We start from the raw sequence: 23,470 nt of genomic DNA on the forward strand, positions 1-23,470 counted from the left end.
AATATAAAAATTAAAAATTATTTGAATGCAATTGACTTATCCTTGCAAGTGGGATAAAATCATGTCAAAATCATTTATATTCTGTATTCTTATCCAGAGAGGTGGAGGGACTTGGCCCTATGAAACCTCGGCAACAGACCCATCGGGGAACTGTGCTTCTTCCAACAAGCAATCGCTTGGAAGATAAGAAGAGACGAACGGACCTCTGTCGACCTCTTCTTGGATTAGAAGGGGTTTTTATTTTTGTCAAATAGGGTTTAAGGATCCCGTACAACAGGTATATATATTTTGGCTTTAGCAAAGCCTATAAGATTAGGGGCATTATATGTGGAAAATATGAATAAAAGGAAAGGGGCCATTCATATGGCAGAGTTTTTCGAGAAAAAAGAACAGAGGAGAGCATTGTTGATAGAAGAACTATTATCAAATGGTGTATACAAAACCTCTGATGAAAAGCATCTCTATGATGCTCCATTAAAAGCTCTTGAAGATGAATATAAGATTGTTATAGATAAATCAGGTAATGAGTCACCTCCAGAGTGCATGACTTAGTTAACCTATAGTGAACAATCAAAGAGAAAAAGCATTTGCTGTGTAAAGGCAAATGCTTTTTCCCTTTTAAATCGACATAAAAAGTACAAAAGATAAAAGATTAATAGGTATTTTGTCACATTCATCTAGTAAAATAACATATTTAAATCACGTGAAATGGTTGATTTAACCTAGTGTTTTGGTTATGATGAAAATGTAAAATAATTGAAAAATAGGAAGTGGTTATATTGCAGCCTCCTCACATAACAGCAGTTGAAAAAATTGAAGAAAAACGAAAAGAAATGATCATGTTAGCAAAAAATTATGGTTTGACAAGCAGGGTGACCATTCAAGCAAGTCAAGAGTTGGATTCTTTATTGAATGCGGTCACACATATAAAATTCCTGGGAGTTTGTAGCGAATAATCAGTACATCCCAGACCATTCAAATCCAGGCAATCGCCTTTTGCAATGGAAGTCATGTAGTGACACGTTTACCAAGAATGACCAAATCGCGTTCCACTCCATCGAGTTCTGCTATTTTCGGTAAATGAGCCCATTTTTCAAAACCGAATTTTGAAAAAAGCTTAATACTTGGTACATTGTGTGCGAAAATAAATCCAAGAAGTGTCTTAATCCCTATCTTCGGACTCACCTCTATAGCCTTTTGGATTGAAAGTTGTCCAATTCCTTTCCCACGGAACTCCTCATCTATATAGATGCTAATTTCAGCGGTAAAATCATATGCGGGTCTACCATAAAAAGATTGAAAACTCATCCATCCAGCTGTTTTTCCATCATGTATGATCATATATAATGGCCGTTTGAGAATATGATGTTCTTCAAACCATTTGAGCCGTGATTCTACTGTAACTGGTTCTGTATCCGCAGTGACCATCCTCGAAGGTACTGTAGAATTGTAAATTTCGATAATTTTAGGCAAATCCTCAAATACTGCTTCCCTGAATTCTGTAAACTCCTTCATCATTAAGCTCCAATCCATTTATTATGGCATTCCAATCACCAGTACAGGTGCGTCATGCAATTTAATTTTTATTAAGTTATTCAAATGTTAGGCTTGTCCTCTTTTTGGGTATTTAAAAATAAAATACTTCCTAGTGAATACAAAAGGAGAAGCAAAACAAATGAAGAAAATCGTTGGCTTATTTTTTATTGTACTTGTTATTTGTTTAGTTGCCTATGCGTTTCAGGCAGTAGATGCGAAAAACGATCAAAGAGTCATGGCATTTGGAGATTCTTTGACTTACGGAAAGGGCGATAAAGAAGGGGAAGGATATATTGATGACTTGAAACATAAAACGAATGATTCCGATTCAGAAAAAGTCCAATTCTGGAATTATGGTATTAAAGGTCAGGAAACGGACGGTGTCATTAAACAGCTCGAAGATCTTGAGATTAACACAAAATTGGATAAGGCTGACACATTTATCGTCTATATCGGAATCAATGATTTAATTAACAGTAATGGTGGAAACTTAAAAAAAATCAATGATCAAAAGATAAATGATGAAAAGAAAGAGTATGTACAACATTTAGATAAAATTCTTTCTGAGCTTCTAAAGAAAAATAATAAAGCTGATATCTTGGTGATAGGGTTATATAACCCCAATAAAGACGACTTGAAATTAGAAAACCATATTAGTGATTATAATCATTCGATTCAAAAGATGGTGGACAAGGATAGTAGACTAAAGTATATCCCTACAAACGATTTATTCGAAAACAAAGATAAAAAAGCATACTTCAGTGATGAAATTCATCCAAATGAAGAAGGCTATCAGCTTATAACCAATCGAATCTTAGATAAATATGATTTTAAATAAGAACGATAAAAGGGGCTGTCTAATAAGTCCCTAAAATAAAACAGGTGGAGAAAAACGAGTTGTTTTTCTCCACCTGTTTTTCTATTTCTATAATAATTTACTGAAAGTAGCTGACGTAACCCAGCTATCTTCAGTAAATTATGTGCCATGGCTACGATGCCAAACTCCGTTTGGACTTTCGCTAAGCCCCGAAGCGAAAAGCGACGGAACGACCTATTGCCCTTGATATGACCAAAAACACTCTCTACCTCGATTTTTCGTCGAGCGTAAAGTTGTGCATTCGATTCAGACCAAAGGTTCAATTTTGCTTTCGCTTTTAATTCTTCATAAACTGGATTAACATGCACTTGGCGATTTCCTGTCGCCTTTGTACATTGAGATTTTAATGGGCAATCCGTACAATCCTCACATTCATAAATTTTAAAGTCACGTGTGAATCCATTTTTATCCGTACGGGTCGAGTAACGCTTAAATAAAACCTTACGGTTATTTGGACAGGTGTATTCATCCTTTTGTTCATCATATGCCCAGTTACTCGCATGACGAATATCTTTTTTATAGCTCCGTTTTTGTTCCGTTAAAAAAGTATTGTAAGGAATCAAAGCTTCAAATTCTTTTTCCAAAGAGTAGAGATAGTTTTCTTCACTGCCATAGCCGGCATCTGCGATGACGTTTTTCGGGAATGGTAGCGATGTATTCTTCAGTGCCTCTAAATGCGGCTTGAAACAACGCGTATCAGTTGGGCGTTGATGTATCGTATAAAAAAGAATGAATTGATTTTCCGTTGCCATTTGAATATTATAACCAGGTTTTAGTTGTCCGTTATTCATATGATCATCTTTCATTCGCATAAATGTCGCATCCGTATCGGTTTTAGAATAACTATTTCGATCGCCAAATAGAGCATTTTGTTGTTTATATTTAACTAATCGTGGACCTAAGTCCTCGCGCACTAATTTCAATAGTTTCTTAACCGGACTGAGTTCCCGTCGTTTTTCTTTTCGTACCTGGACATCTTCTTCAAGTTGGATACCGTTCGTTTCTTTTTCAACTTTTTCCACTAATGCTTTTTCTATTTGAGTTAGTTTTTCCTCTATCGTTAATGAGGAGGTTTCATCTTGAGTAGACAGTTCAAGACCCTCTTCATTTGCAATGGTCTGAATCTGTTGGTACGTTTCTTCGATTTTTTCTTGCAGCTTCGCCTCAAATTTGGTCGTCGCCTTTTTCCACACAAATGAATACTTGTTTGCGCTTGCTTCAATCTTTGTTCCGTCTAGAAAATAGTTCTCCATTGTGACGTGCTTTTCTTCTATTAGTTGATGGATCATTTCTTCAAATAGCTTCGGAAGGAGCTTATCCATTTGTTGTGTGCGAAATCGATTAATCGTTCGATAATCCGGTTTTTGCAAGGCAGCCAGCCACATTGTTGGGATATTTTCTTTAACCAGTTTGGCGATTTCACGACAGGAATAGACTTTTTGAGAATAGGCATACAAAATGACTTTCGTCATCATTTTAGGATGGTAAGAGCTACGTCCGCCACCATTATAGTGCTCAAAAAAGACATTATCTTCTACTGATTCAATCATTTGATCAATCACACGCGCCACGTGGTGAACCGGAATGAGATCCTGAATGTCAAAAATAACAGTGGTTTGTTGGTTATCATAGGGAATAAAAGTAGGTGTAGAATTTCGTTTTTGAGGAACGGTAGTTTCCTCTTGAATGGTGAGTGGTAGTATAGTTTGTTCCATGTTATAATTTTCTGTAGTGATCTTTGGATTGCTCATAAAAAATCGTCCTTTCGTAAATGGTGTGTGGTAACTTCATTTTACTAAAAAGGGCGATTTTTTTGTGCATAAATTTCATAAAAAAAGGGTTGCCCTAAAAGTCATTTTCCTGACTTTTGGGACAGCCCCTTTTAGGTTTATTTATCGGGGGCGGATTTCTGGTTGGTTATGTTTCTGATGGTGCCTCCGCCTGTGGAAACTGTAAGTCATGGAGCTGCCGATAGCGACCATTATTTAGTAGCAGTTGTTCGTGCGTTCCATTTTCTTGAATTACCCCTTTTTCAAGAACGACAATTTGATCTGCCTTTTGAACGGTTGATAACCGATGGGCAATGACGATTGAAGTCCGGTTCTCTAATAGGTTGGATAACGCTTCCTGAATCAGATGTTCGGATTCCGTATCGAGCGATGCCGTCGCCTCATCGAGAATGATGATTTGGGGATTCTTCAAAAGGGCCCTGGCGATGGCAATCCGTTGCTTTTGGCCACCAGAAAGTTTGACCCCACGTTCTCCGATTTGTGAGTCATATCCTTTTGGGAACGTCTTGATGAAATCATGAGCATATGCCGCCTTAGCCACTTCGATAATTTCCTCGTCCGTTGCGTCGAGTTTACCATAGGTTATATTATCGCGGATGGTCCCGGTAAACAAAATGATGTCTTGCGAAACAACCCCCATTTGGCTCCGTAAAGATTTGAGGGTGAGATCACGAATATCATGGCCATCCATTTTTATTGTCCCTTGTTGGGGGTCATAGAAACGAATTAAAAGGCTGGTAATCGTTGATTTCCCTGCCCCGGATGAGCCGACAAGAGCGGTTACCTGTCCTGCTTTTATCATCAGGTTAAGATTTCGGAGTACTGGTACCCCCTCGACATAAGCGAAATCAATTCCTTGAAATTCGATTTGTTTCGTGATTTTGGGAACATTAATTGCTGTCTTTTTGTCCTGGATTCCAGGTTGTGTCTCCATTATTTCGGTGATCCGTTCAAAAGCTGCAGCCGATTGTTGCACGATACTGATTACACGGCTGAAATTACGGATTGGACTTTGCAGAAGCCTGAGATAAGCCAGGAATGCCACGATTAATCCAATCGTAAATTCTCCCTGCATCACTTGCCAGGCACCAAATACAATCACGGCGATCAGACCTAAATTATTCATTAAATCTATGAGCGGGCCAAACATGGACCTCAGTCGAACTGATTTGATGTTTGCTACCGTATTCTCATGATTTCGGTCCGCGAATCGTCTTGATTCAAATTCTTCATTTGTGAAGGATTGGATGAGCCGTATGCCGGAAAGGGAATCCTGCAGCTGATTGCTGACATCGCCGGCCGAACTTTGCACGCTTCTGAATGAGAGGCGGATTCGTTTGCCAAATACACGTGTCAGATAGAACATGAACGGAAAGGTAATGAGAAGGACCACGGTCAGTTTCCAATTGATGAACAGCATATAGATTGCGATGGCAAAGAAGGTGACCGTATCTGTAATAACTTGTAGCATGCTTGATGAGATGAGTTGTTGAAGCAGGTTCACATCATTCGTGAGCCGGGACATTAAGTCACCCGTTCTATTTTTATCAAAAAATTTCATATCCAATTTTTGAATATGGTCATACATTTCATTTCGTAAATTCATGATCGCTTTTTGCCCCACTTTAGATACGATATAGCCGTTCACATAATTAAGCAAAGCTAACAATATGGCCGCAAAGAGGATACCTATGCCTACCCAAATCAATGAGTCATATTCTTTCCCAGGTATGACATCATCAATCGTATATTGCGTAAGTTGTGGAATGGAAAACTCAAGCATGGAAATGAAAATCATTATGCATATGATCATACTTGAAAATTTCCATCTGGATGGGATACGATTGAATATTTGTTTCAACATTGACCGAATGCTTCCTTTTGATGGTGCAGCTGTCAGGGTGCTACGGCCCTTGTGGCTGAAAGGGATATGTCCCCCGCTCATATTTAATCACTCCTATGGTAAATTGAAAGTTGTCTTTAAAAGCAAAAAAACCTTTATGATTATCATAGAGGTTTTAAAAAAATAGACAACTTTTGAGCGGTTTTTCTTTAATAAAGAACCTTATATTTTACAACTTATCCCTTCGGTGGAATAATTATAAAAAGTGAATAAGGAGCTGGTAGAGTGGAAGAAAACACAAAAATCAGGGAAGAACTTCTCCAGGCAGCGAACGGGTTATCGGATGAACAGGTAAATGCACATCCCGAAGATGGACGTTGGAGCATCATTCAGGTATTGGAGCATCTATTTCTAATGGAGAGGGCGGTAACAAAAGGAATTGCCGATACACTGGCAAGTGGCGAGAGCAATCGAGTAGATGATAAACCGATCCAATATACATTAAATCGTGACGTAAAAGTGGACGCGCCTCCATTTGTCATTCCGTCAGAGAAGTTCCAAACATTAGCTGAAGTAAAAGCTAAGCTCGCCTCTTCACGTAAGGCATTGGAAAAGGTAATCTCCCAAGCGAAGGCGAATGATTTGGAAGAGAAGTCATTCCCACACCCCTTGTTTAAAGATTTAAGTTTGAAGCAGTGGATTCCGTTTGTCGGTTTGCATGAGAAACGGCATTTATTGCAAATTGAAGAGTTGAAGGCCAAACTAAAAAAACTCAGCCAATAGGTTGAGTTTTTTTTATATATGTATTGATTTAGGAAAGACTATATAAGCAGTACTTACCTATTGAGAGATGAGAAAAATGTGGGTAATAATCATGATTATTGCTTTAACGCGCAAAATTCGTTAAAGTGAACTAGTGAGAAAATGGACATAAAGGAGTGCAGTCACCATGGAAGAAATAAAACATTGCTCGGACTCTTTGGTTATAAAAACGAGTCTAGTTCTACCACCTGATACAAATAATATCGGTACAATGTTTGGTGGGAAATTAATGGCTTACATTGATGACGTTGCGGCCATTTCTGCCATGCGCCATGCTAGAAGTAATGTCGTTACGGCATCGACCGATTCTGTCGATTTCCTACATCCCATTCATGAAGGAAATGCAGTATGCCTAGAAAGCTTCGTTACGTATACGGGTAGGACATCTATGGAAATTATCGTAAAAGTGGTTGCCGAGGACTTACTTACTGGAGAACGGAATCTATGCGTTATTTCCTTTTTGACCTTTGTTGCCATCGATGAGAACGGAAAACCTGTTCCAGTTCCCCGCTTGGTTCCGGAGACTGAGATGGAGAAGAACTTGAATGAATCTGCCAAACACCGGGCAGACGTTAGGAAAAAAAGAAGAGATGATACACAATTCATCGCAAGCACATTTGGTGTGAAATTGCCTTGGACTGAAAAATCAGAACCAGGGTTATATAAATAAGTACGAAAAAACGGGCATTTGCCCGTTTTTTTTAATCATTGCTTGATAATATACCGAAAAAGCGAAGGATGTTTATAAACAGGTTGATGAAATCAAGGTACAGATTCAATGCCATGAGCGGGACTTCTTCTGCCGTTACCCCATAGTGCTTCATGCGGTTGAAATCATATAGAACATATCCGCTGAAGACAAGAATGCCAATAAAGGAAAAAACAAGCATTGCCGTGGAACTTAACGGTGAGAATATATTAAAGATGCTGATGGCGATTAGCGCTAGCAAGGCAGCAAAGAGGATTCCACTTAGAAAAGAAAGATCTCTCTTAGTGGTTGTTGCATATAGAGCTAACCCCCCAAAGACGACGGTTGTCGTCACTCCAGCCAAAATCACGACGTTAGCGCCTGCCAAAGCGAGATAGTGAGCGATGATGGGATAGGTGGTCATTCCCGATATGAAAGTAAATGCATAAAGAAATGTATATCCAATTGCTTTTTTCCTTCTCAAGATAAAGGCTCCAATCAGCATGGCGATTTCCAAAATCGCCAAGGGAAGAAATAAGGCCGTGGGTATAAATATTCCAGCAGCCATTCCTAAAACGGAAATCGCGAGTGATAGAGTAAATGTGCGCATAACAGAGGGCATATACGCATTAACGGTATGTGAATACATTCGGTCAACCTCCATATAATTATTACTACCCATTCTTACGAAAGATAAGGGGAAAGGTTTCACTTTATTACCCAAACCCTGCTAGAAAAAGCTACGCACCGTCCATTCATAAGGTAAGTCTTATCAGAATATAAAATTTCTGAAATATCAAAATATTTAGATTGGTTGGTTGAGTGGAACTAATACATAAAAAATTTCAGTTTGAAGATAAGATAATTATTCATTATTTTTAAATACAAAAAAATCTTCATTCTTTGTGATGAGCAAAAGCTATTAGAATCCTTATCTGAGTAAATAAAAAGAAATAAAGTTAATTTTTAGAAATAAAATTATAGGAAAAAATTATTCCTCAAGTTATAATATATTAAAAAAATGTTATAATTTGATATAAATATATTGAATTAATATTAAAAATTGATTACACTTTTATTTAATTATCAGAAAATTTTTATTTTATCGGTAAAACAGTTTAGGGGGGATCAGGTTGGAAAAGACAATATTACAAATAGAGAACCTCACTACGTCATTTCGTATTAAGAATAAATATCACGCAGCGGTGGACGATGTCTCGTTCACGGTGAATGAAAATGAAATTGTAGCCGTGGTTGGTGAGTCAGGTTGTGGTAAGAGTGCACTAGCCCTCTCTATCATCCAATTACATAATATGCAAAGAACGAAATCTGAAGGTGTCATAAATTATAAGGGTCAGAATCTACTTGACCTTAATGAGTCACAAATGAATAAAGTTCGAGGTAAGGAATTGGGGATGATATTCCAAGAACCTCTGACGGCATTGAATCCCCTAATGACTGTCGGAAAACAGATTGAGGAAAATCTTGATTATCATACGAATCTATCAACCAATGAAAAAAAGAAAAGAACAATTGAACTGCTAACCCAGGTTGGCATCCCTTATCCGGAAAGGACCTACAAGCAGTTCCCTCATGAACTTTCAGGTGGCATGCGCCAAAGGGCCATGATATCGATTGCGATAGCTTGTAATCCTGCATTGGTCATTGCGGACGAACCAACGACGGCTCTCGATGTGACGATCCAAGCTCAAATCCTGGATTTGTTGAAGGAAATACAGAGCAAGACAAAAATGGGAATCATCTTGATTACTCATGACTTAAGCGTAGTGGCCGAAGTGGCTGACCGGATTGTCGTGATGTATGCCGGACAAGTGGTCGAGACTGGCAGTGTTAAAGATATATTCAAAAAACCACTGCATCCTTATACACGATCTTTGCTAAATTCCATCCCTTCGGCTACCACTGAAAAAAAACGTTTGCACGTTATAGAAGGAATCGTGCCCTCCATAGCGAAAATGGATAGGAATGGGTGCCGATTCCAAGAACGGATTCCTTGGATCCCCAAACAGGCCCATGAGGAGTCACCTGTCCTGCATGAAGTTGGCCAAGGTCATTATGTTAGGTGCACGTGTTATAAGGATTTTTATTTTCAATCTGAAGGAGAGGCAACGCCTTATGACATTACTCAAGGTAGATAATTTAAAAGTGCATTTCCCTATAAGGGGCGGTTTTTTTCGTAGAGTAGTAGATCATGTCAGAGCTGTCGATGGTGTGTCATTCGAATTGCAGCAAGGTGAGACCTACGGTTTGGTTGGAGAATCAGGAAGTGGGAAGTCCACGACGGGTAAAGCAGTGGTCAAGCTGAATGAGGTGACATCAGGAAAAATCATGTTCGAAGGCAGGGATTTAGCTTCGTTGAGCAGAAAAGAAATCAAGCCATTCCGAAAAGATATCCAAATGATTTTTCAAGATCCATATTCTTCTTTAAATCCTAAAAAGCGGGTTCTCGATATCATTGCCGAGCCGTTAAGGAATTTTGAAAAGTTGTCGCCTGGAGAAGAAAAGAAAATTGTTCAGGACTTCTTGGATAAAGTCGGTCTAAGTCCCGAATCCATTTATAAGTATCCACATGAGTTTTCAGGCGGACAGCGTCAGCGTATAGGAATTGCGAGATCTTTGACGTTAAAGCCAAAACTGATCATTGCCGATGAACCTGTGTCTGCGCTGGATGTATCGGTCCAAGCACAGGTATTGAACTTCCTTCAAGATTTACAGGAGGAGTTTAACTTGACCTATTTATTTGTCGGCCATGATCTTGGAGTAATCAGGCATATGTGTGACAGGATGGGCGTGATGTATCGAGGAAGAATCGTAGAAGAGGGCACAAGCCAGGAAATCTATGAAAACCCTCAGCACATCTATACCAAACGTCTGATAGCGGCCATTCCGGACCTAGAACCGGAAGTGCGTGAGCAAAAAATACTACTCAGGAAGAAATTGACAGCGGAGTATGAAACGTCTTATTCCCAATACTTTGATGAAAACGGACGGGCCTACGATTTAAAGCCAATTTCGTCCACTCATAGAGTCGCAATACAATAAGGAGGTGGAAAGTAATGTGGAAATTTATCCTTAGGCGCCTATTAGTCATGATTCCGCAGCTCTTTCTGTTGAGCATCATCGTTTTCATGATGGCAAAAGCCATGCCAGGTGATGCCTTGTCAGGTCAGGAAATAAGCAACCCAAGGGCGGATCCGGCTGAGCTTGAAAGAATCAGGGATGACATGGGCTTGAATGACCCTTGGTACCAACAATATGTAAGATGGGCATCAAATGCTGTCCAAGGGGACTTCGGAGTGTCTTATACGCACAAAATACCAGTTATGGATGTCATTGAAAACAGGCTTTGGAATACGGTTTTTCTTGCAATCGTCACTCTTATCTTTACATATTTGCTAGCTATTCCACTCGGCATAGTGAGCGGTAGATATAATGATACGTGGATGGACAAGGGAGTTACCGGTTATAGTTACCTAGGTTTTGGTACACCAATTTTCATATTTGCTCTTATTATGCTATTTGTTTTCGGGTTCGGTCTAAATTGGTTCCCATCTGGTGGAAGCGTCGATTCCAAATTGGATTCAGGGACGTTCGCTTATGTGGTCAGTAAGATTAACCATTTGATCCTGCCAGCTTTAAGTACGGCTTTAATTGCAACGACAAGTACCATTCAATATTTGCGAAATGAAATCATAGATAATAAGATTAAGGATTTCGTAAGGACCGCTCGATCGAAAGGTGTTCCGGAATCGAAAGTATACTCACGACATATCTTGAGAAATTCATTTCTACCGATTGCAGCATTCTTAGGATATGAAATCACTGGATTAATCGGTGGCTCTGTCATAATCGAGACCATCTTTAGTTATCCAGGATTAGGCCAGCTATTCCTTAGCTCTGTAAGCCTAAGGGACTTCAGTGTCGTGACGGCCATTGTCATGATGACAGGATTCGCCACTTTGCTTGGCACTCTTCTTTCTGACATCATACTTAGCGCGGTGGATCCGCGTATACGGATAGAATAGGAAGCGGGGTGAGTCTAATGGAAATGAAAGTGCAAACTGGAAATAACATACAAATTCAAGAAGTGAGTCCTTCGGGAATGAAAATCATTTGGCAGGAAATTAAGAAAGATAAAATGGCAATGGGCTCATTGATTCTACTGGCAGCCATCTTGCTTTTCGTTTATGGCGCATCTTTCTTCATGGATGCCAAGGAAATCGCTAAAGTCGATTTCCTATCCATCTATATGGAGCCATCTTCGGACTATTGGCTTGGAACTGACTATGGTGGACGGGATGTATTTGGACAACTCATCATCGGTACAAGGAATTCATTCACGATTAGTTTATTTATTACTTTATTCACGGCTATCATCGGATTGACTTTTGGGCTTCTTGCTGGTTATTTTGGCGGTGCTACCGATAATGTAATCATGCGTATTATAGATTTTGTCATTGCGCTGCCACAGTTAATGTTCATCATTGTTTTCGTTACGATTGTGCCTACTTTTAATGTCCCGGTTTTCATTTTGATCATGACGCTGTTTTTATGGACCGGTAAGGCAAGGCTCATTCGTTCGAAGGTATTATCTGAGCGAGAATTGGATTATGTTCATGCGTCACAAACACTTGGTACTCCACATTGGAAAATCATTATTTTCCAGGTGCTTCCAAATATAAGTTCTCTGATCATCGTAAACTTCATTTTGAATCTTGCAGGCAATATTGGCCTAGAATCCAGCTTGACCTTTTTAGGATTCGGTCTTCCAGAGAGCACACCGAGTTTAGGTACGCTCATAAGTTATGCTCGAAACCCAGATGTTTTAGAAAACAAATGGTGGATATGGATACCCGCATCACTCATGATTCTAGTGTTGATGCTGAGTATAAATTTTGTTGGTCAAGCATTGAAACGTGCTGCTGACGCAAGACAAAGAAGAGGATAAAAAAGGGGAGTGTATGTCATGAAAATTAAAAATTATAGCAAAGTATTAAGTGCATTGGCCATATCGTCGCTACTTCTTGCTGCATGTTCAGATGATACGTCGACTAAGGAGAAAAAGGGAAAAGCTGTTGAACAAGTGGATGCATCGAAATTCCCGGCGGTTACATCAAATAAAGGGAAACCAATCGAAGGCGGTCACCTTACTTACGGTTTGGTATCTGATACGCCATTTGAAGGAATCTTAAATAAAGTCTTCTACCAAGGTGATCCGGATAATCAAGTTATTACGTTCTTTGATGAAGATTTATTGGATACCGATGAAGATTGGGTATTTACAAATGAAGGCGCAGCTACCTATGAAATATCAGAAGATAATAAAACGGTCTCACTTACCATCAAAGACAATGTTAATTGGCATGACGGTAAACCTGTAACGGGGGCCGACTTGGAATATGCTTATCTCGTAATGGGAAGCAAAGAGTACAAGGGAGTCCGTTATGATGAACAAATGGCATTGATTGAAGGGATGGAAGAGTATCATGAAGGTAAGGCAGACAGTATTTCCGGAATCAAGGTAGACGGAAAGAAAATCAGCTTCACCTTTAAGAAAGCGAATCCTTCGGTTAAGACAGGACTATGGACATATCCGCTTCACAAGGAATACTTAAAAGATGTTGCGATTGGTGATTTGGAGTCTTCCGATAAAATCCGTAAAAACCCAATAGGTTTCGGACCATTCAAAGTGAAGAAAATCGTTCAAGGTGAAGCGGTCGAATTCGAAGCGAATAAAGATTACTATCGCGGAGCTCCTAAGTTGGACAGCGTCACCTTGAAAGTCATCAACCCATCCGTTGTTGTAAAATCATTGGAAAACGGGGATGTTGATGTAGCAGAAGTTTCAGCGGATTATTATGATCAAGCCGATAAGTTGGAAAACATCGAGATTTTAGGGAAAGTCGATTTGGCTTATACGTACATCGGTTTTAATTTAGGGCACTATGATAAGAAAAAAGGCGAAAACGTGATGGATAACCCGAAATTCCAAGATAAACGACTTCGCCAGGCGATGGCCTATTCTATCAACAACGAACAGGTCGGCGAGAAGATGTATAAAGGACTTCGTTTCCCTGCCAACTCGGTTATTACGCCAACCTTTAAATATAACAATAAAGATATAAAGCCATATGAATATGATCCAGAAAAAGCGAAAAAATTATTGGATGAAGCAGGATATAAAGATACGAATGACGATGGCCTTCGCGAAGATCCGGATGGCAAGGAGTTCAAAATTAATTTTGCATCCATGAGTGGTGGAGATATTGCCGAACCGCTTACGAAATATTATATCCAGCAATGGCAGGAAGTCGGGCTGGATGTACAAATGTTAGATGGACGTCTTCATGAGTTCAATTCATTTTATGATTTGTTGAAAAAAGATAGCGATAAGGTAGATATTTTCCAAGCAGCTTGGGGTGTGGCTTCCGATCCAGATCCATCTGGAATCTGGTCAAGACAAGCACAATTCAATTATACTCGCTGGGTGAATGATAAGAATGATGAACTATTGGCAAAAGGAATTTCGGAGGAAGCGTTCGACGATCAATACCGTGTCGATGTCTATAACGAGTGGCAACAATTGATCCATGATGAAGTGCCTCTTATCCCAACTCTATTCCGATATACAATGACAGGGGTCAATGAACGTGTGACTGGTTATGATTATACTGCAGGTCGCCAATATCAATGGTTTGATGTAGGCGTGACAGAAGAATCAGCTAAAAAATAATGTAGAAAGTCGGCTGCCTCCATTGGCAGCCGATTCTTTGGTTTTAAGATGGTGAATTAAGGTTATATATGAATAGTAAGTATTTGGAAGGGTGATAGTGATGGAAGTGAGAAATCCAAATGAAACAAAGCGGGAACTTGAAATATTGTTTACGGAATCGGTTGGTCGTCTATTAAAGCCACTTGAAGAGGAAATCATTACAGACATCGTAGCCTATCCTGATGAAAAGAGAATTGCCTTCTTGGAATTTATGAAGGGAATGTCCAATAAACAAAGACAGTTAAAGTAATCATGGTTCGCAAGTTTAATGACGTTACCTGGATTAAGGAATTTCGGTTGTATGGGACCGTCATATGACGGTCTTTTTATATGGCTTTTAATATGTTCTTTGATCACTGAAAGAGATATACTTTTATATAAGAAGAAGGGAGTGTCATTGATGAATCAAGTTAATGAAAAAGAAATCGTTTCGTACATAAAAGAGTTAGTATCCATTCCCAGTCCATCCGGTTATACGGAACAGGCCATTAAGTATACAGCAGCCTTCATGGAAAGTAAGCAAGTACCCTACCAAATCACGAACAAGGGGGCATTGCTTGCCACTTTAAAAGGTAAAGATGATAGCTGTCATCGATTGCTGACGGCCCATGTGGATACATTGGGAGCCATGGTTAAGGAAATTAAGCCAAATGGCCGGCTGAAGTTGACGATGATTGGCGGGTTTCGGTGGAATTCCGTTGAAGGAGAATACTGTGAAATCCATACCGCAAGTGGAGATATTGTCACAGGCACGATATTGATTAACCAAACATCCGTACATGTGTATAAAAATGCTGGGGACGCTAAGCGTGATGAAGAGACAATCGAGGTTCGTATCGATGCAGTCGTCAAATCAAAAGAGGAAACAGAGGCCGTTGGCATATCCGTTGGTGACTTTGTTTCATTCGCACCAAGGATCGAGGAAACGAAGACTGGTTTCTTGAAGTCTAGACATTTGGATGACAAAGCAAGTGTCGGCATTTTGCTTCATATTATTGAGCAGATCCAAGCGGGGAAAATCGAATTGGCATATACGACGCATTTCCTGATTTCAAATAATGAGGAAATCGGATATGGCGGTAATTCCAATATTCCTGATAAGACAGTTGAATACTTAGCTGTCGATATGGGTGCAATCGGGGATGGGCAAACGACGGATGAATATAGTGTTTCCATTTGTGCTAAAGATTCTTCCGGTCCGTACCATTATAAGTTACGCCAGCATCTGGTTTCACTTGCGAAGGCTAATGATATCGATTATCGCGTCGATATTTACCCGTACTATGGTTCGGATGCCTCTGCAGCAATCCGTGCGGGATTCGATGTGGTCCATGGCCTAATCGGACCAGGGATTGATGCATCCCATGCATTTGAGAGAACGCATCTCTCATCTTTGAAGCATACAGCGAACCTAGTTGCACACTATTTACAATCTGAGCTTGTCTGATCACATAAAAACCCTCGCTCAGGCGAGGGTTTTTATATTTATCGGTCGATTCCATTCGTTTATCAGTCAAACTTGAAGATATATCGGTCCATTTATCAATATATCGGTCAAATTACGATGTTTATCGGTCAATTGGTTACTTAAAGGTTTAGTTCTTCTGGTGGCTCACCGTTATTATTCATAAGTCGAATAGAATCGGGTTTGATCTGTAATAATACGTAGTTTGGATCTTCTGGCCCTTCAAACCATTGTTCAAAGGATTTATTCCATAATTTTTTCTTCAATTCGGCGGTATCATTGATTTTCGATGTTCCTGAAATTTCAATGTATGAATCGCCAATGCCTTCATTGTCATAGCCAAACAAGACATGAACATGTGTGTTCTTTTCTATTTCATCTATTTTTTCAGTCTTTACGCTTGTTGGTGTATAAAAGGTTAATTCCTCGTTGAAGAATGTCATGTAGCGCGAATAGGGCTTATTATTTTCTACTGTTGATAGGACTCCGATTTTACTTTCCTTGATCACATTCAATATTTTTTCTTTTAATTGATCTTGACTCATCTTCACCACTCCTTTTATTTTTCTCTTTATTACTCTTCCTCTTATGCCTATAACTTAAACGGATTTGCACAGTTTTTATTATTTGGATGAATGGAATTTATGCTAAAGTACCATACTATTGATTACGTGTTTATGGAAAAAGCAAATTCTTATTTTTAAATCTATAGGTGAAGGTGAGTACAAGCAAATGAATTGTGGAGAATTACTGATCATCGGCGGGGCGGAAGATAAATGCCTAGAAGGTGAAGTTTTGAATAAATTCGTGGAGCTTGCAACGAGAAAATCAGGTGGAATCGGGATCCTACCGACTGCTAGCGAAATTCCCGATGAGGTTAGTAAAGAATACATCCGCATCTTTAAAGAGCTTGGTGTAAATCGAGTGGAAGTTCTCGAGGTGAATTCGAAAAGAGATGCAGAGGATCCGGCCATTTGTGAACAATTGGCCTCTTTTTCGGCTGTATTCATAACAGGGGGGAATCAAAGCCGATTGTCCGAGCTGATCCGTGATTCCCGATTGCATCAGACTCTTTCGAAGTCCTGGCATGACGGAATGGTCGTAGCCGGGACAAGCGCAGGTGCCTCGATTATGGGGAAGCGAATGATTGTTGCCGCCGATATGAAACTGGATGATGAAAAATTGAAGGTGGAAATAGGGAAGGGATTCGGATTTTTGGATGGACTCCTGATTGACCAGCATTTTTCACAACGCGGCCGGTTCGATCGGTTATTAAGTGCGATAGCCGAAAATGAAGAAATCATGGGTATTGGTATAGATGAAAATACAGCGATAGTAGTAAGCGATGGGAAATTTGAAGTGTATGGAATAAATCAAGTTCTGGTGCTTGATGGAAGTAGTAGTGACTATATCAATATTACGATTGCTGAAAACGGAAGCGAAGAACTGACACTTTCAGGTTTTCGTCTACATGCTTTAACTAGAGGGTATCAATTTGACTTGAAGACAAGAAAATTGTCGCTGGAGAAGAGGATTCAATCATGAAAATCAATCGAGTCCGCTATTTAAAAGGACCTAACTTTTTCGCATATAAACCAACCATTTGCATTGAATTGGACTTGGAGGAACTGGAGGAAAGGCCATCTGATTCGATTCCTGGCTTTAATGAAAGGCTGTTGGAGGTGCTCCCCGACCTGGGCAAGCATACATGTTCTCATGGATATGAGGGTGGTTTTGCTGAGAGGTTGAACCGTGGTACATGGATGGGACATGTATTGGAGCATATGGCGATTGAACTGCAAAATATGGCTGGTATAGACGTTGTTCGTGGGAAAACGATTATGATGAAAGATCCTGGGGTTTATTCCGTTACCTACGATTATAAGGAGCCTAAGTCGGGATTTCAGGCATTCCTCTCCAGCAAAGAAATCGTGGAAGCCATTTTAAAACGTGAAAAGAATATCAATGTTCAATCCTATGTGGAGCAAATAGCCAATTTATATTACCAACATAAATTGGGACCTAGTACAGAGGCCATTTACCAGGCGGCACATGCGAGGAATATCCCTGTGGAGCGAATTGGGGAAAATAGCTTGGTCCGGATAGGGACTGGTTCTAGGCAGAAGTTTGTCCAGGCGACGATTACAAGCCAGACTTCCAATATAGCCGTAGAGAATGCCTGTGATAAATCGATGACGAAGGAAATTCTGAAAGGCTGTGGCCTTCCCGTACCGGAAGGCGAAGTCGCGCATTCGATTGAGGAAATATTTGATTCAGCGGATAGACTTGGTTTTCCACTCGTCCTTAAACCTTTTAACGGGCGGCAGGGCCAAGGGGTCATTACCCATATTAAAAATAAAGATGAATTATTTAATGTCGCTCATTGCTTGGAATCCCACGTACAGAAGTACATTGTGGAACGCCATTTTGAAGGGCATGATTATCGCTTATTAGTCGTAGATGGAAAGCTTGCTGCCGCTAGTCTCCGGCTACCACCCTACGTCATCGGGAATGGGAGGGAGACTATACGCAACCTGATAGAGAAGGAAAACCAGAATCCGTTGAGGGGAGAGGGCCATGAAAAACCGATGTCCAAAATCCCCCTTACACATACGGTAACGTGTTATTTGGAAAAACAGAACAGGAACCTGGGGAGCATTCCGAAAAAAGGCGAGGTAATCCAAGTGGTCGGAAATGCAAACCTTTCAACCGGAGGGAAGGCAATCGATGTAACGGAACAGGTTCACCCGACTATAAGGAAAGTGGCTATAGGTGCTGCAAATGCGATTAATCTGGATGTAGCGGGCATAGACTTTATTTGCCAAGACATTTCGCAACCATTCGATTACACAAAAATGGCCATCATAGAAGTGAATGCAGCGCCAGGGATTCGGATGCACCATTATCCAAGTGAAGGCAAAAAAAGAGATGTGGGCAAGGCAATTGTCGATTATCTATTTCCTAGCCGAGAAGAAGCGGCCATCCCGATTATCGCAGTAACGGGGACAAACGGAAAAACCACAACGACCAGAATGATACATTATTTTCTTTCTAATGATCGGAATAAAGTAGGAATGACGAATTCCGACGGGGTATATGTAGGACAAGAGGTTCTAGATCAAGGGGATTGCAGTGGGCCAATAAGTGCAAGAATGGTCTTATCCCATCCAGAAGTAGATACAGCCATATTGGAGACAGCAAGAGGTGGGATTTTAAGGGAAGGGCTTGCTTTTCGTAGGTGCGACGTAGGGGTTATTACAAATGTGAGTGAGGATCATCTTGGCTGTGATGGAATTGAAACGCTGGAGGACCTAGTTAAATTAAAGCGACTTGTAGCGGAGGTTGTTCTCGAAAATGGATATTGTGTGTTGAACGCGGATGACCCTCATGTAGTGGCCATGAACGAATATACAGACGGGGAAGTGATTTATACCTCTACTCAAGCCAACCATCCCGTCATAATGGCAGCGATTAAAGAAAGAAAAAGGGCTTGGTTTGTGGATGAACAAGGAATAATCAATTATGTGGAAAATGGAGGAGTAAAACGTTTCATGGAATGTGAGGAAGTACCCATCACGATTAAGGGCAAGGCACGCCATAACGTATCCAATTTGCTCCAAGCTTTAGCGGCAGCCTCGACACAAGGCATTTCTATCGATGAATTACGAAAGAAGGCTATGACATTCATGCCAGATGGGAATCTATCCAAAGGAAGATTTAACTTGAAAAAGGTCAATGAAAGGACCATACTCATTGACTATGCTCATAATGCAGCAGGACTAAAAGCCATTTTCGATACCGTAAGTGCGTATCATAGAAATCGACTCATCACTGTTTTGGCGGGACCAGGCGATCGAATAAATGAAGAAATCATTAGCCTGGCAAATATCGTGGCTGTACAGACGGATTTGTTCATTAACAAAGAGGACGATGATTTGCGAGGCAGAAACCCTTTAGAAGTAGCTGAACTGATTCAGGAAGCGGCGTTTAAAAGAGGTTTGACCGGTGAACAGGCAGTCATTGTTCCAAATGAAATGGATGCGTTTTTAAAAGCTTGGGAATTATCCCAACCTGGGGACCTTCTATTGTTTTTTTACACCGATTTTAATTATGTAGAGCGTTTTTTCGAAACCATTACAAAAAATGCATTGCCTAAGAAAATGAATGGAAATAGGTAAATAGCGGCTTTAGGAAGATGATCCTTACATAAAGGTCATCTTCTTTGGCCTTTTACCCTTTATCCTATAAAAAACCCTGTAGTTCAGACTCCTTGAAAAGTCTGAACTACAGGGTATAGTAATAGGGTTAGCTTTTTTTTGCGTTGGTTTCATTGACGGCAGGCACATTAGTCTTTTCGTTGTTATAAACACGTTGAAGTACAATGGTCTGTACAATCATGAATAATCCGCCTACTGACCAATATAGTGGCAAAGCAGCAGGGGCGGAGAATGAAATGAACAAGATCATGGCAGGTGAGACCAAACTCATTATCTTCATTTGTTTCTGTTGATCTTCCGGCATTTGCCTCATGGAAATCACAGATTGGAAATAGTAAATGACTCCGGCAATGAGTGCCATGGCGATGTTAGGCCCCCCAAGGCTGAACCAAAGGAAGTTATGGGTAGCAATTTCATGAGATCCTTGAATCGCATAATACACACCCATTAGAATTGGCATCTGGATCAAAAGGGGCAGGCAACCCATATTTAAAGGATTGACACCATGTTTTTGATAGAGTTTCATCATTTCCTGCTGAAGTTCCTTCTGTTTGGCCGGATCCTTCGTTTCTTTAATCTTCTGCTGAATGGCAGTCATTTCTGGCTTGAGTCCATTCATTTTCGTCTTCATGTTGCGTTGTGTTTTATATTGCTTGATATTCAATGGTAACAGAATGAGACGAATGATGACAGTCATCATGATGATGCCTATCCCATAATTCCCGTTAAAAAAATCCGCATTAAATTCAAGCAATGTGTTCATCGGATTGACTACTACAGTATGAAAGGGTCCGCTAGTAGCTGCTGAACATCCTGATAAAAGGCCGATCATTAGAAAGAGTGTTCCAATTAATAGTACATTTTTCTTCTTCAAAATATATTCCTCCTCAAATTGTTAATGGTTAAACAATGAGAAGGAGGCTTGGCTCTTCAGAATCATCTGGAGAGTCCTTTTGGCGAATATACGTGATAAAGCGTCGTATTCCTAGTGGATGAAAAACGCTACCTGTATAAACAAGAGATTTACCAGGGCTTGAGTGAAGTGAAGCTTGATATTTATCATTTAAGAGTGTCTGATTTTTATTAATAAAGTAAAACGCCGCAAAAGGGAAGACGAAGGTCAATAAGTACCCTGCCCATAGTGCATGGCGGATGGTTTGATAATCAAATTCTAATAATAACTCCCACATAGTAATCCCTTCTTTTTCTTAGATAAGGATAGTTGCTGTAAAAACGCATTCTAATATCTGTAAGAACACTATACCAGATTCAAGTTATAGAATGCGAAAAAATCATATGTTTTTTAAAAAGAAAATAGAGGGATATTTTAGTTTTTCATGGGTACGCTGAATGAAAATCATTTTAATTATATCAGTCAGCCATGTCACGGATGGTCTGCAGCCTACATATGAATAGAGGGAAGTTTATAACGAGGTGAAAAAAGGATGAATCTATACGATCCATTAAATTCGCACATCAATTATTTTGATAGTCATTTCTATCTTAATCCATTTAACCCATATGTGGATAATGGTTTTCCAGTGGAGCCCAATCAATTTGACTATCTGAATTTTGAAGAGAGGCAGCCGCCACCACCAAGACCGCCTCAAGGTGGACCACCACCACGACCACCTCAAGGAGGTCCGCCACCAAGGCCCCCTCAAGGAGGAGGACCACCTACTGTACCTCCGCCGTCATTCATCCCCCAATTTCCAAATGTAGGTTTTTTCGGAATTGAAGCTGGGGCAATGAGAGGGTGTTTATATAAAAATACGTATATTTGGTTAAGGAATGGCCGCTCATTTTGGCTTTATCCTACGTATGTTGGTCGGAATACCGTTGCAGGTTACCGCTGGAGACCCAATCAAAAACGATGGGCCTACTATGGTACCGATGAAGATGAAATTCAATCTTTTCAATGCTATTGAAAAAAACAATCCGCAGAAGCGGATTGTTTTTTTGGGGGATCCAATGTTATCTCTCTTTCAAAAAAAGTCAGGAAAATCCGAAATGATTCCATCCAAGTTCATTTTCTTTAGAGATTGCATCTGTTTTTTATTGTTGACTGTCCAAGTAAATACTTTCATTCCGTGACTCTGAATTCGTGTTTTAAGATTCGGGTTTAATAAAGTTTGTTTTGGATTCGCAAAACTAGCGAATTCCGATATCTCTTTTAGTTTTTGATCCGACACTCGGCGATTTAGTAGTACACCGACTGGAATGTTGGGTAAGAGTTCGTGAAAAGTTTTCATGGAGTTCATATCAAAAGAATGAACCATGATTTTATTTTCAACGTTTGAATTAAGCGGACTTTTCAAGAGTTCTTCTGCCAGTTTTCTCTCGATACCGGGGTAAAGGGAGGGGTGTTTAATTTCTATTAATAGTCCAATCTCATAAGACGAAAAAGTTTCCAAAACCTCGCTAAGCAAGGGAATCTTTTCATTTTTAAAATCAGGGTGAAACCAGCTCCCGGCATCCAATTCTAGTAACTCTGCGGCTGTATAGTCCCTGAGATTTCCCTTACCGTTAGTCGTCCTCTCGAGAGTTGGATCATGATGCACAATAAGTTCCCCATCTTTACTAAGATGGATATCTACTTCCAGAACATCCACGCCCATCTCTATTGCTTTATAATAGGATGCCATTGTATTCTCAGGACAATATCCAGATGCCCCGCGATGTCCAATCTTTAGTGGTGTATGTTGATTTGAGAGAATGGGAACCACCCTTTTCCTTCTGTTAAAGGAAAAAATGAGCAGGATGAATAAGATGATAAAGACTATAAGGAATAACTCTTTCAATTTGCACACTCCTTGATTATATTTATGGGTTATTAGATATCTACCCTCATTTAAAAGAAATAAAAGAACGTTGTCAAAACGTCTCTATTGAAAGGGAGAGAAGGAGGATTGAAGGAGTAAGGCGCGCGTTGTATATTATAGGCAATAAAAAAAGGAATGGATGCAGCTTTAGAAGCTGCATCCATTCCTTTTTCATTATACGATGATTGGTGTAACGTCTATATTCCCGCGGGTTGCCTTGGAGTAAGGGCAAGTTGCGTGTGCTTTCTTTACAAATCCTTCAGCTTCTTCTTTGCTCAGGTCTGGGATGGAAACATCTAATCTAACGGCCAATTTGAAACCGCCATCTGTCTCATCTTTCCCGATTGTGACATTCGCAGTCACGGATGTATCCACTTTCTTTTTTTCCTTACTAAGTACAAGGTTCAATGCACTGCCAAAACAAGCGGCATACCCTGCGGCAAATAACTGTTCCGGGTTTGTTGCCTTTTCACCAGAACCACCTAATTCTTTCGGTGACCTTACATCAAAATCGAGGATACCGTCCTCCGATTTTACATGGCCTTCACGTCCACCGTGTACGGTAACTGCAGTTGTATATAATGGTTTCAAAAAAACAACTCCTTTTGATTTAGTTA

At 40.0% G+C, this 23,470-nt stretch carries 24 protein-coding genes and 1 riboswitch; of the genes, 14 read left to right on the forward strand and 10 right to left on the reverse strand.

Annotated features, from left to right (window positions below; all coding sequences use genetic code 11):
- Positions 1 to 86: 86 nt before the first annotated feature.
- A riboswitch (SAM riboswitch) is annotated at positions 87 to 190 on the forward strand.
- A 98-nt stretch (positions 191 to 288) separates the two neighbouring features.
- On the forward strand, positions 289 to 552 hold the full coding sequence (locus AC503W_RS05940; protein WP_402987593.1) for a Fur-regulated basic protein FbpA: 264 nt from the start codon (positions 289 to 291) through the stop codon (positions 550 to 552).
- A gap of 227 nt (positions 553 to 779) precedes the next feature.
- Positions 780 to 956 (forward strand): aspartyl-phosphate phosphatase Spo0E family protein, encoded by a 177-nt coding sequence (locus AC503W_RS05945; RefSeq protein ID WP_427688432.1) that lies wholly within the window; start codon positions 780 to 782, stop codon positions 954 to 956.
- Between the two features lie 52 nt (positions 957 to 1,008).
- On the opposite strand, the gene AC503W_RS05950 is transcribed toward AC503W_RS05945, so the two are convergent.
- Positions 1,009 to 1,515, reverse strand: coding sequence for a GNAT family N-acetyltransferase (locus AC503W_RS05950; RefSeq protein ID WP_407406559.1), 507 nt, complete (start codon positions 1,513 to 1,515; stop codon positions 1,009 to 1,011).
- 160 nt (positions 1,516 to 1,675) lie between these two features.
- Here AC503W_RS05950 and AC503W_RS05955 point away from each other — a divergent pair, with 160 nt between their 5' ends.
- The gene (locus AC503W_RS05955; protein WP_402867898.1) at positions 1,676 to 2,374 is read left to right on the forward strand and encodes a DUF459 domain-containing protein; all 699 of its coding nucleotides are present in this window, start codon (positions 1,676 to 1,678) and stop codon (positions 2,372 to 2,374) included.
- Here the strand turns inward: AC503W_RS05955 and AC503W_RS05960 are convergent.
- Together AC503W_RS05960 and AC503W_RS05965 are read right to left on the reverse strand one after the other, a co-directional pair.
- Positions 2,329 to 4,128: an IS1182 family transposase gene (locus AC503W_RS05960; RefSeq protein ID WP_494917279.1), complete on the reverse strand. Its 1,800-nt coding sequence runs from the start codon at positions 4,126 to 4,128 to the stop codon at positions 2,329 to 2,331. The genes AC503W_RS05955 and AC503W_RS05960 overlap by 46 nt on opposite strands.
- A gap of 202 nt (positions 4,129 to 4,330) precedes the next feature.
- Positions 4,331 to 6,148, reverse strand: coding sequence for an ABC transporter ATP-binding protein (locus tag AC503W_RS05965; protein ID WP_494916403.1), 1,818 nt, complete (start codon positions 6,146 to 6,148; stop codon positions 4,331 to 4,333).
- Positions 6,149 to 6,331: 183 nt separating this feature from the next.
- Between AC503W_RS05965 and AC503W_RS05970 the strand changes: the two genes are divergently transcribed.
- Positions 6,332 to 6,829 carry a DinB family protein gene (locus AC503W_RS05970; RefSeq protein WP_494916405.1) on the forward strand — a complete coding sequence of 166 codons (498 nt, stop codon included), beginning with the start codon at positions 6,332 to 6,334 and terminating at the stop codon, positions 6,827 to 6,829.
- Positions 6,830 to 6,995: 166 nt separating this feature from the next.
- On the forward strand, positions 6,996 to 7,538 hold the full coding sequence (locus AC503W_RS05975; protein ID WP_402867901.1) for an acyl-CoA thioesterase: 543 nt from the start codon (positions 6,996 to 6,998) through the stop codon (positions 7,536 to 7,538).
- Between the two features lie 31 nt (positions 7,539 to 7,569).
- On the opposite strand, the gene AC503W_RS05980 is transcribed toward AC503W_RS05975, so the two are convergent.
- Positions 7,570 to 8,205 carry a Bax inhibitor-1/YccA family protein gene (locus tag AC503W_RS05980; RefSeq protein ID WP_494916411.1) on the reverse strand — a complete coding sequence of 212 codons (636 nt, stop codon included), beginning with the start codon at positions 8,203 to 8,205 and terminating at the stop codon, positions 7,570 to 7,572.
- 484 nt (positions 8,206 to 8,689) lie between these two features.
- Between AC503W_RS05980 and AC503W_RS05985 the strand changes: the two genes are divergently transcribed.
- The 7 genes from AC503W_RS05985 (at position 8,690) to AC503W_RS06015 (ending at position 15,796) form a co-directional block, all read left to right on the forward strand.
- Positions 8,690 to 9,715, forward strand: a complete 1,026-nt coding sequence (locus AC503W_RS05985; RefSeq protein WP_402867903.1) for an ABC transporter ATP-binding protein — start codon at positions 8,690 to 8,692, stop codon at positions 9,713 to 9,715.
- Entirely contained in the window at positions 9,693 to 10,619 is a 927-nt protein-coding gene (locus tag AC503W_RS05990; RefSeq protein WP_402956014.1) for an ABC transporter ATP-binding protein, read from the forward strand. The genes AC503W_RS05985 and AC503W_RS05990 overlap by 23 nt, the downstream gene beginning before the upstream one ends.
- A 14-nt stretch (positions 10,620 to 10,633) precedes the next feature.
- Positions 10,634 to 11,602, forward strand: a complete 969-nt coding sequence (gene opp4B, locus AC503W_RS05995; RefSeq protein WP_402867905.1) for an oligopeptide ABC transporter permease — start codon at positions 10,634 to 10,636, stop codon at positions 11,600 to 11,602.
- A gap of 17 nt (positions 11,603 to 11,619) precedes the next feature.
- Positions 11,620 to 12,525, forward strand: coding sequence for an ABC transporter permease (locus AC503W_RS06000; protein ID WP_402867906.1), 906 nt, complete (start codon positions 11,620 to 11,622; stop codon positions 12,523 to 12,525).
- Between the two features lie 18 nt (positions 12,526 to 12,543).
- Positions 12,544 to 14,310 carry an oligopeptide ABC transporter substrate-binding protein gene (gene opp4A, locus AC503W_RS06005; protein WP_402867907.1) on the forward strand — a complete coding sequence of 589 codons (1,767 nt, stop codon included), beginning with the start codon at positions 12,544 to 12,546 and terminating at the stop codon, positions 14,308 to 14,310.
- Positions 14,311 to 14,407: 97 nt separating this feature from the next.
- Positions 14,408 to 14,599, forward strand: coding sequence for a hypothetical protein (locus AC503W_RS06010; RefSeq protein ID WP_494916414.1), 192 nt, complete (start codon positions 14,408 to 14,410; stop codon positions 14,597 to 14,599).
- Positions 14,600 to 14,749: 150 nt separating this feature from the next.
- The gene (locus tag AC503W_RS06015; protein ID WP_494916416.1) at positions 14,750 to 15,796 is read left to right on the forward strand and encodes a M42 family metallopeptidase; all 1,047 of its coding nucleotides are present in this window, start codon (positions 14,750 to 14,752) and stop codon (positions 15,794 to 15,796) included.
- Positions 15,797 to 15,936: 140 nt separating this feature from the next.
- Here the strand turns inward: AC503W_RS06015 and AC503W_RS06020 are convergent, their stop codons facing one another.
- On the reverse strand, positions 15,937 to 16,359 hold the full coding sequence (locus tag AC503W_RS06020; RefSeq protein ID WP_494916418.1) for a pyridoxamine 5'-phosphate oxidase family protein: 423 nt from the start codon (positions 16,357 to 16,359) through the stop codon (positions 15,937 to 15,939).
- 187 nt (positions 16,360 to 16,546) lie between these two features.
- Here AC503W_RS06020 and AC503W_RS06025 point away from each other — a divergent pair, with 187 nt between their 5' ends.
- The gene (locus tag AC503W_RS06025; protein ID WP_403123730.1) at positions 16,547 to 17,359 is read left to right on the forward strand and encodes a cyanophycinase; all 813 of its coding nucleotides are present in this window, start codon (positions 16,547 to 16,549) and stop codon (positions 17,357 to 17,359) included.
- The gene (cphA, locus tag AC503W_RS06030) at positions 17,356 to 19,992 is read left to right on the forward strand and encodes a cyanophycin synthetase (RefSeq protein ID WP_494916420.1); all 2,637 of its coding nucleotides are present in this window, start codon (positions 17,356 to 17,358) and stop codon (positions 19,990 to 19,992) included. The genes AC503W_RS06025 and cphA overlap by 4 nt, the downstream gene beginning before the upstream one ends.
- Before the next feature lie 127 nt (positions 19,993 to 20,119).
- Here the strand turns inward: cphA and yidC are convergent, their stop codons facing one another.
- The 5 genes from yidC to AC503W_RS06055 form a co-directional block, all read right to left on the reverse strand.
- Entirely contained in the window at positions 20,120 to 20,905 is a 786-nt protein-coding gene (gene yidC / locus AC503W_RS06035) for a membrane protein insertase YidC (protein WP_402987626.1), read from the reverse strand.
- Positions 20,906 to 20,933: 28 nt separating this feature from the next.
- A complete protein-coding gene (locus AC503W_RS06040; RefSeq protein WP_402867914.1) occupies positions 20,934 to 21,221 on the reverse strand; it encodes a hypothetical protein in 288 nt (95 codons plus the stop codon).
- Positions 21,222 to 21,543: 322 nt separating this feature from the next.
- The gene (locus AC503W_RS06045) at positions 21,544 to 21,681 is read right to left on the reverse strand and encodes a hypothetical protein (protein WP_494916423.1); all 138 of its coding nucleotides are present in this window, start codon (positions 21,679 to 21,681) and stop codon (positions 21,544 to 21,546) included.
- Between the two features lie 335 nt (positions 21,682 to 22,016).
- Positions 22,017 to 22,832 (reverse strand): glycerophosphodiester phosphodiesterase, encoded by an 816-nt coding sequence (locus AC503W_RS06050; protein ID WP_427688414.1) that lies wholly within the window; start codon positions 22,830 to 22,832, stop codon positions 22,017 to 22,019.
- Between the two features lie 195 nt (positions 22,833 to 23,027).
- The gene (locus tag AC503W_RS06055; RefSeq protein ID WP_402867917.1) at positions 23,028 to 23,444 is read right to left on the reverse strand and encodes an organic hydroperoxide resistance protein; all 417 of its coding nucleotides are present in this window, start codon (positions 23,442 to 23,444) and stop codon (positions 23,028 to 23,030) included.
- Between the last annotated feature and the right edge of the window lie 26 nt (positions 23,445 to 23,470).

Source organism: Peribacillus suis (genome assembly GCF_059384845.1).

What these genes read in the sequence shown, in the direction of transcription:
- AC503W_RS06025 (WP_403123730.1), top strand. Translation starts at nt 16,547, where the DNA reads ATGAATTGTGGAGAATTACTGATCATCGGCGGGGCGGAAGATAAATGC.
- opp4A (WP_402867907.1), top strand. Translation starts at nt 12,544, where the DNA reads ATGAAAATTAAAAATTATAGCAAAGTATTAAGTGCATTGGCCATATCG.
- AC503W_RS05955 (WP_402867898.1), top strand. Translation starts at nt 1,676, where the DNA reads ATGAAGAAAATCGTTGGCTTATTTTTTATTGTACTTGTTATTTGTTTA.
- AC503W_RS05980 (WP_494916411.1), bottom strand. Translation starts at nt 8,205, where the DNA reads ATGTATTCACATACCGTTAATGCGTATATGCCCTCTGTTATGCGCACA.
- opp4B (WP_402867905.1), top strand. Translation starts at nt 10,634, where the DNA reads ATGTGGAAATTTATCCTTAGGCGCCTATTAGTCATGATTCCGCAGCTC.
- AC503W_RS06000 (WP_402867906.1), top strand. Translation starts at nt 11,620, where the DNA reads ATGGAAATGAAAGTGCAAACTGGAAATAACATACAAATTCAAGAAGTG.
- AC503W_RS06040 (WP_402867914.1), bottom strand. Translation starts at nt 21,221, where the DNA reads ATGTGGGAGTTATTATTAGAATTTGATTATCAAACCATCCGCCATGCA.
- AC503W_RS05965 (WP_494916403.1), bottom strand. Translation starts at nt 6,148, where the DNA reads ATGAGCGGGGGACATATCCCTTTCAGCCACAAGGGCCGTAGCACCCTG.
- cphA (WP_494916420.1), top strand. Translation starts at nt 17,356, where the DNA reads ATGAAAATCAATCGAGTCCGCTATTTAAAAGGACCTAACTTTTTCGCA.
- AC503W_RS05960 (WP_494917279.1), bottom strand. Translation starts at nt 4,128, where the DNA reads ATGGAACAAACTATACTACCACTCACCATTCAAGAGGAAACTACCGTT.
- AC503W_RS05975 (WP_402867901.1), top strand. Translation starts at nt 6,996, where the DNA reads ATGGAAGAAATAAAACATTGCTCGGACTCTTTGGTTATAAAAACGAGT.
- AC503W_RS05990 (WP_402956014.1), top strand. Translation starts at nt 9,693, where the DNA reads ATGACATTACTCAAGGTAGATAATTTAAAAGTGCATTTCCCTATAAGG.
- AC503W_RS05950 (WP_407406559.1), bottom strand. Translation starts at nt 1,515, where the DNA reads ATGAAGGAGTTTACAGAATTCAGGGAAGCAGTATTTGAGGATTTGCCT.
- AC503W_RS06020 (WP_494916418.1), bottom strand. Translation starts at nt 16,359, where the DNA reads ATGAGTCAAGATCAATTAAAAGAAAAAATATTGAATGTGATCAAGGAA.
- AC503W_RS06015 (WP_494916416.1), top strand. Translation starts at nt 14,750, where the DNA reads ATGAATCAAGTTAATGAAAAAGAAATCGTTTCGTACATAAAAGAGTTA.